Genomic DNA, 5513 nt, shown 5'->3' with positions numbered 1-5513 from the left:
GTCAAACTATCAAAATATAACGTTGACGATGTAGCTTTAGGTGTCTGTAAAACAGGTGCCGAAGAAGCTGGAGTAACAGAAGTGAGAACCAGCTTATCAGAAAAAAAGTTTGAATTATGGCGAGAAATAAAAGTCTGAAACATGATTAAACTCCTAAGCAGAAAACCTACCGCGCTTCGCTTGGTCAACCCCTCAGCGGCAAAAATTAAAATTTTTACCGCTTCGGCGTTATAACCTCACACTCAATCTTTTATCACGAAGTCATGATTGAATCGCGAGTGGTCGGCAGATTGCGATAAACGGTCACATTAAATTTAACCTGACTATTCCACTGCAACAACTGAACGGACTGGAAACACTGGTCATAATCATGGTGGCGAATAAGTACGCGTTCTTGCAAATCACCAGAAGGCGGTTCCTGAATGAATGGGAAGCCTTCAAGAAGGTGATAAGCAGGAGAAACATACGAAGGCGCATAACGATACCACTGACCCTCAGCAATCTTAAACTTCTTAGACGAATCACCAGAACGGAAAACATCCTTCATAGAAATTTCACGCGGCGGCAAGTTGCCATACAAAACAGGGTCGCCAGCAATATCGGTATAAGTCAAAGCACCTTTAGCGTTAAGGTACTGAATCTCTTTAGTCGCAGTAGGCGGAAAACGAACAAGCGCAAGAGTAAACATAGTGCCATGCTCAGGAACAAAGAAACGCGGCACAGAATGTTTATAGGTCTGTTGAACACGACCAGAAAACTGGCCTAACGACGTTTGGTCAGTTCCATCAACATCATAGCCAGATGCCCAGAGATTAGAGCGCATGACAAGTAAAGGACGGTTGTCAGCGTCATAAGAGGTTTTACCTCCAAATGAAGAAATAACATCATGGTAACGCTGCATGAAGTAATCACGTTCTTGGTCAGTATGCAAATTAGCATAAGCAGCTTGCAGACCCATAATGTCAATAGATGTGGTAGAAGTCGTCATTTGGCGAGAAAGCTCAGTCTCAGGAGGAAGCGGAGCAGTCCAAATGTTTTTGAGATGGCAGCAACGGAAACCATAACGAGCATCATCTTGATTAAGCTCATTAGGGTTAGCCTCGGTACGGTCAGGCATCCACGGCGCTTTAAAATAGTTGTTATAGATATTCAAATAACCCTGAAACAAATGCTTAGGGATTTTATTGGTATCAGGGTTAATCGTGCCAAGAAAAGCGGCATGGTCAATATAACCAGTAGTGTTAACAGTCGGGAGAGGAGTGGCATTAACACCATCCTTCATGAACTTAATCCACTGTTCACCATAAACGTGACGATGAGGGACATAAAAAGTAAAAATGTCTACAGTAGAGTCAATAGCAAGGCCACGACGCAATGGAGAAAGACGGAGAGCGCCAACGGCGTCCATCTCGAAGGAGTCGCCAGCGATAACCGGAGTAGTTGAAATGGTAATAAGACGACCAATCTGACCAGCAAGGAAGCCAAGATGGGAAAGGTCATGCGGCATACGCTCGGCGCCAGTTTGAATATTAGACATAATTTATCCTCAAGTAAGGGGCCGAAGCCCCTGCAATTAAAATTGTTGACCACCTACATACCAAAGACGAGCGCCTTTACGCTTGCCTTTAGTACCTCGCAACGGCTGCGGACGACCAGGGCGAGCGCCAGAACGTTTTTTACCTTTAGACATTACATCACTCCTTCTGCACGTAATTTTTGACGCACGTTTTCTTCTGCGTCAGTAAGAACGTCAGTGTTTCCTGCGCGTACACGCAAGGTAAACGCGAACAATTCAGCGGCTTTAACCGGACGCTCGACGCCATTAATAATGTTTTCCGTAAATTCAGCGCCTTCCATGATGAGACAGGCCGTTTGAATGTTGACGGGATGAACATAATAAGCAATGACGGCAGCAATAAACTCAACAGGAGCAGGAAAGCGAGGGTATCCTACAAAGTCCAGCGTACCATAAACGCAAGCCTCAACGCAGCGACGAGCACGAGAGCGGTCAGTAGCAATCCAAACTTTGTTACTCGTCAGAAAATCGAAATCATCTTCGGTTAAATCCAAAACGGCAGAAGCCTGAATGAGCTTAATAGAGGCCAAAGCGGTCTGGAAACGTACGGATTGTTCAGTAACTTGACTCATGATTTCTTACCTATTAGTGGTTGAACAGCATCGGACTCAGATAGTAATCCACGCTCTTTTAAAATGTCAACAAGAGAATCTCTACCATGAACAAAATGTGACTCATATCTAAACCAGTCCTTGACGAACGTGCCAAGCATATTAAGCCACTTCTCCTCATCCAACGCGTCAGTTTTTGACAGAATCGTTAGTTGATGGCGAAAGGTCGCAAAGTAAGAGCTTCTCGAGCTGCGCAAGGATAGGTCGAATTTTCTCATTTTCCGCCAGCAGTCCACTTCGATTTAATTCGTAAACAAGCAGTAGTAATTCCTGCTTTATCAAGATAATTTTTCGACTCATCAGAAATATCCGAAAGTGTTAACTTCTGCGTCATGGAAGCGATAAAACTCTGCAGGTTGGATACGCCAATCATTTTTATCGAAGCGCGCATAAATTTGAGCAGATTTGTCGTCACAGGTTGCGCCGCCAAAACGTCGGCTACAGTAACTTTTCCCAGCCTCAATCTCATCTCTCTTTTTGCGTTCTGCTTCAATATCTGGTTGAACGGCGTCGCGTCGTAACCCAGCTTGGTAAGTTGGATTAAGCACTCCGTGGACAGATTTGTCATTGTGAGCATTTTCATCCCGAAGTTGCGGCTCATTCTGATTCTGAACAGCTTCTTGGGAAGTAGCGACAGCTTGGTTTTTAGTGAGTTGTTCCATTCTTTAGCTCCTAGACCTTTAGCAGCAAGGTCCATATCTGACTTTTTGTTAACGTATTTAGCCACATAGAAACCAACAGCCATATAACTGGTAGCTTTAAGCGGCTCACCTTTAGCATCAACAGGCCACAACCAACCAGAACGTGAAAAAGCGTCCTGCGTGTAGCGAACTGCGATGGGCATACTGTAACCATAAGGCCACGTATTTTGCAAGCTATTTAACTGGCGGCGATTGCGTACCCGACGACCAAAATTAGGGTCAACGCTACCTGTAGGAAGTGTCCGCATAAAGTGCACCGCATGGAAATGAAGACGGCCATTAGCTGTACCATACTCAGGCACACAAAAATACTGATAGCAGTCGGCGTGTGAATCATTAGCCTTGCGACCCTCGGCAGCAAGAACCATACGACCAATATCACGAAAATAGTCACGCAAAGCATTGGGATTATCATAAAACGCCTCTAATCGGTCGTCAGCCAACGTGAGAGTGTCAAAAACGATAAACCAACCATCAGCATGAGCCTGTCGCATTGCATTCATCAAACGCTGAATAGCAAAGCCTCTACGCGATTTCATAGTGGAGGCCTCCAGCAATCTTGAACACTCATCCTTAATACCTTTCTTTTTGGGGTAATTATACTCATCGCGAATATCCTTAAGAGGGCGTTCAGCAGCCAGCTTGCGGCAAAACTGCGTAACCGTCTTCTCGTTCTCTAAAAACCATTTTTCGTCCCCTTCGGGGCGGTGGTCTATAGTGTTATTAATATCAAGTTGGGGGAGCACATTGTAGCATTGTGCCAATTCATCCATTAACTTCTCAGTAACAGATACAAACTCATCACGAACGTCAGAAGCAGCCTTATGGCCGTCAACATACATATCACCATTATCGAACTCAACGCCCTGCATACGAAAAGACAGAATCTCTTCCAAGAGCTTGATGCGGTTATCCATCTGCTTATGGAAGCCAAGCATTGGGGATTGAGAAAGAGTAGAAATGCCACAAGCCTCAATAGCAGGTTTAAGAGCCTCGATACGCTCAAAGTCAAAATAATCAGCGTGACATTCAGAAGGGTAATAAGAACGAACCATAAAAAAGCCTCCAAGATTTGGAGGCATGAAAACATACAATTGGGAGGGTGTCAATCCTGACGGTTATTTCCTAGACAAATTAGAGCCAATACCATCAGCTTTACCGTCTTTCCAGAAATTGTTCCAAGTATCGGCAACAGCTTTATCAATACCATGAAAAATATCAACCACACCAGAAGCAGCATCAGTGACGACATTAGAAATATCCTTTGCAGTAGCGCCAATATGAGAAGAGCCATACCGCTGATTCTGCGTTTGCTGATGAACTAAGTCAACCTCAGCACTAACCTTGCGAGTCATTTCTTTGATTTGGTCATTGGTAAAATACTGACCAGCCGTTTGAGCTTGAGTAAGCATTTGGCGCATAATCTCGGAAACCTGCTGTTGCTTGGAAAGATTGGTGTTTTCCATAATAGACGCAACGCGAGCAGTAGACTCCTTCTGTTGATAAGCAAGCATCTCATTTTGTGCATATACCTGGTCTTTCGTATTCTGGCGTGAAGTCGCCGACTGAATGCCAGCAATCTCTTTTTGAGTCTCATTTTGCATCTCGGCAATCTCTTTCTGATTGTCCAGTTGCATTTTAGTAAGCTCTTTTTGATTCTCAAATCCGGCGTCAACCATACCAGCAGAGGAAGCATCAGCACCAGCACGCTCCCAAGCATTAAGCTCAGGAAATGCAGCAGCAAGATAATCACGAGTATCCTTTCCTTTATCAGCGGCAGACTTGCCACCAAGTCCAACCAAATCAAGCAACTTATCAGAAACGGCAGAAGTGCCAGCCTGCAACGTACCTTCAAGAAGTCCTTTACCAGCTTTAGCCATAGCACCAGAAACAAAACTAGGGACGGCCTCATCAGGGTTAGGAACATTAGAGCCTTGAATGGCAGATTTAATACCAGCATCACCCATGCCTACAGTATTGTTATCGGTAGCAAGCACATCACCTTGAATGCCACCGGAGGCGGCTTTTTGACCGCCTCCAAACAATTTAGACATGGCGCCACCAGCAAGAGCAGAAGCAATACCGCCAGCAATAGCACCAAACATAAATCACCTCACTTAAGTGGCTGGAGACAAATAATCTCTTTAATAACCTGATTCAGCGAAACCAATCCGCGGCATTTAGTAGCGGTAAAGTTAGACCAAACCATGAAACCAACATAAACATTATTGCCCGGCGTACGGGGAAGGACGTCAATAGTCACACAGTCCTTGACGGTATAATAACCACCATCATGGCGACCATCCAAAGGATAAACATCATAGGCAGTCGGGAGGGTAGTCGGAACCGAAGAAGACTCAAAGCGAACCAAACAGGCAAAAAATTTAGGGTCGGCATCAAAAGCAATATCAGCACCAACAGAAACAACCTGATTAGCGGCGTTGACAGATGTATCCATCTGAATGCAATGAAGAAAACCACCATTACCAGCATTAACCGTCAAACTATCAAAATATAACGTTGACGATGTAGCTTTAGGTGTCTGTAAAACAGGTGCCGAAGAAGCTGGAGTAACAGAAGTGAGAACCAGCTTATCAGAAAAAAAGTTTGAATTATGGCGAGAAA

Annotated in this window: 9 protein-coding genes; all 9 read right to left on the bottom strand. The window is 44.5% G+C overall.

From position 1 onward, the window contains the following. On the bottom strand, positions 1-143 hold a 143-nt coding region (locus tag KI367_RS27930), incomplete at its 3' end, for a hypothetical protein (RefSeq protein WP_505861222.1). Between the two features lie 110 nt (positions 144-253). Further along, positions 254-1537, bottom strand: a complete 1284-nt coding sequence (locus KI367_RS27925) for a major capsid protein (protein ID WP_000065572.1) — start codon at positions 1535-1537, stop codon at positions 254-256. Positions 1538-1573: 36 nt separating this feature from the next. After that, positions 1574-1690, bottom strand: a complete 117-nt coding sequence (locus tag KI367_RS27920) for a phage DNA packaging protein J (protein ID WP_000033471.1) — start codon at positions 1688-1690, stop codon at positions 1574-1576. After that, complete coding sequence (locus KI367_RS27915) at positions 1690-2148, bottom strand: scaffolding protein D (protein WP_000084700.1); 459 nt, start codon at positions 2146-2148, stop codon at positions 1690-1692. The genes KI367_RS27920 and KI367_RS27915 overlap by 1 nt, the downstream gene beginning before the upstream one ends. After that, entirely contained in the window at positions 2145-2384 is a 240-nt protein-coding gene (locus tag KI367_RS27910) for a phage DNA packaging protein C (protein WP_016670801.1), read from the bottom strand. Before KI367_RS27910 ends, KI367_RS27915 begins: the two co-directional genes overlap by 4 nt. After that, positions 2317-2469: a hypothetical protein gene (locus KI367_RS27905; protein WP_435988044.1), complete on the bottom strand. Its 153-nt coding sequence runs from the start codon at positions 2467-2469 to the stop codon at positions 2317-2319. The genes KI367_RS27910 and KI367_RS27905 overlap by 68 nt, the downstream gene beginning before the upstream one ends. Further along, positions 2402-3943 (bottom strand): replication endonuclease, encoded by a 1542-nt coding sequence (locus KI367_RS27900; protein ID WP_000252566.1) that lies wholly within the window; start codon positions 3941-3943, stop codon positions 2402-2404. The genes KI367_RS27905 and KI367_RS27900 overlap by 68 nt, the downstream gene beginning before the upstream one ends. 63 nt (positions 3944-4006) lie before the next feature. Continuing rightward, positions 4007-4993 carry a Minor spike protein gene (locus KI367_RS27895; protein ID WP_000466547.1) on the bottom strand — a complete coding sequence of 329 codons (987 nt, stop codon included), beginning with the start codon at positions 4991-4993 and terminating at the stop codon, positions 4007-4009. Positions 4994-5001: 8 nt separating this feature from the next. Beyond that, on the bottom strand, positions 5002-5513 hold a 512-nt coding region (locus KI367_RS27890; RefSeq protein WP_212953254.1), incomplete at its 5' end, for a hypothetical protein.

The organism is Paenibacillus cookii, assembly GCF_018333375.1.
GTDB lineage: Bacteria > Bacillota > Bacilli > Paenibacillales > Paenibacillaceae > Paenibacillus_AQ > Paenibacillus_AQ cookii.
The sequence above is the reverse complement of the archived record's forward strand: the minus strand, read 5'-3'. Positions and strand labels throughout refer to the sequence as shown.

Excerpts from the sequence above, each read along its gene's own strand:
- KI367_RS27925 (WP_000065572.1), bottom strand. The coding sequence starts at position 1,537 with ATGTCTAATATTCAAACTGGCGCCGAGCGTATGCCGCATGACCTTTCC.
- KI367_RS27920 (WP_000033471.1), bottom strand. The coding sequence starts at position 1,690 with ATGTCTAAAGGTAAAAAACGTTCTGGCGCTCGCCCTGGTCGTCCGCAG.
- KI367_RS27915 (WP_000084700.1), bottom strand. The coding sequence starts at position 2,148 with ATGAGTCAAGTTACTGAACAATCCGTACGTTTCCAGACCGCTTTGGCC.
- KI367_RS27900 (WP_000252566.1), bottom strand. The coding sequence starts at position 3,943 with ATGGTTCGTTCTTATTACCCTTCTGAATGTCACGCTGATTATTTTGAC.
- KI367_RS27895 (WP_000466547.1), bottom strand. The coding sequence starts at position 4,993 with ATGTTTGGTGCTATTGCTGGCGGTATTGCTTCTGCTCTTGCTGGTGGC.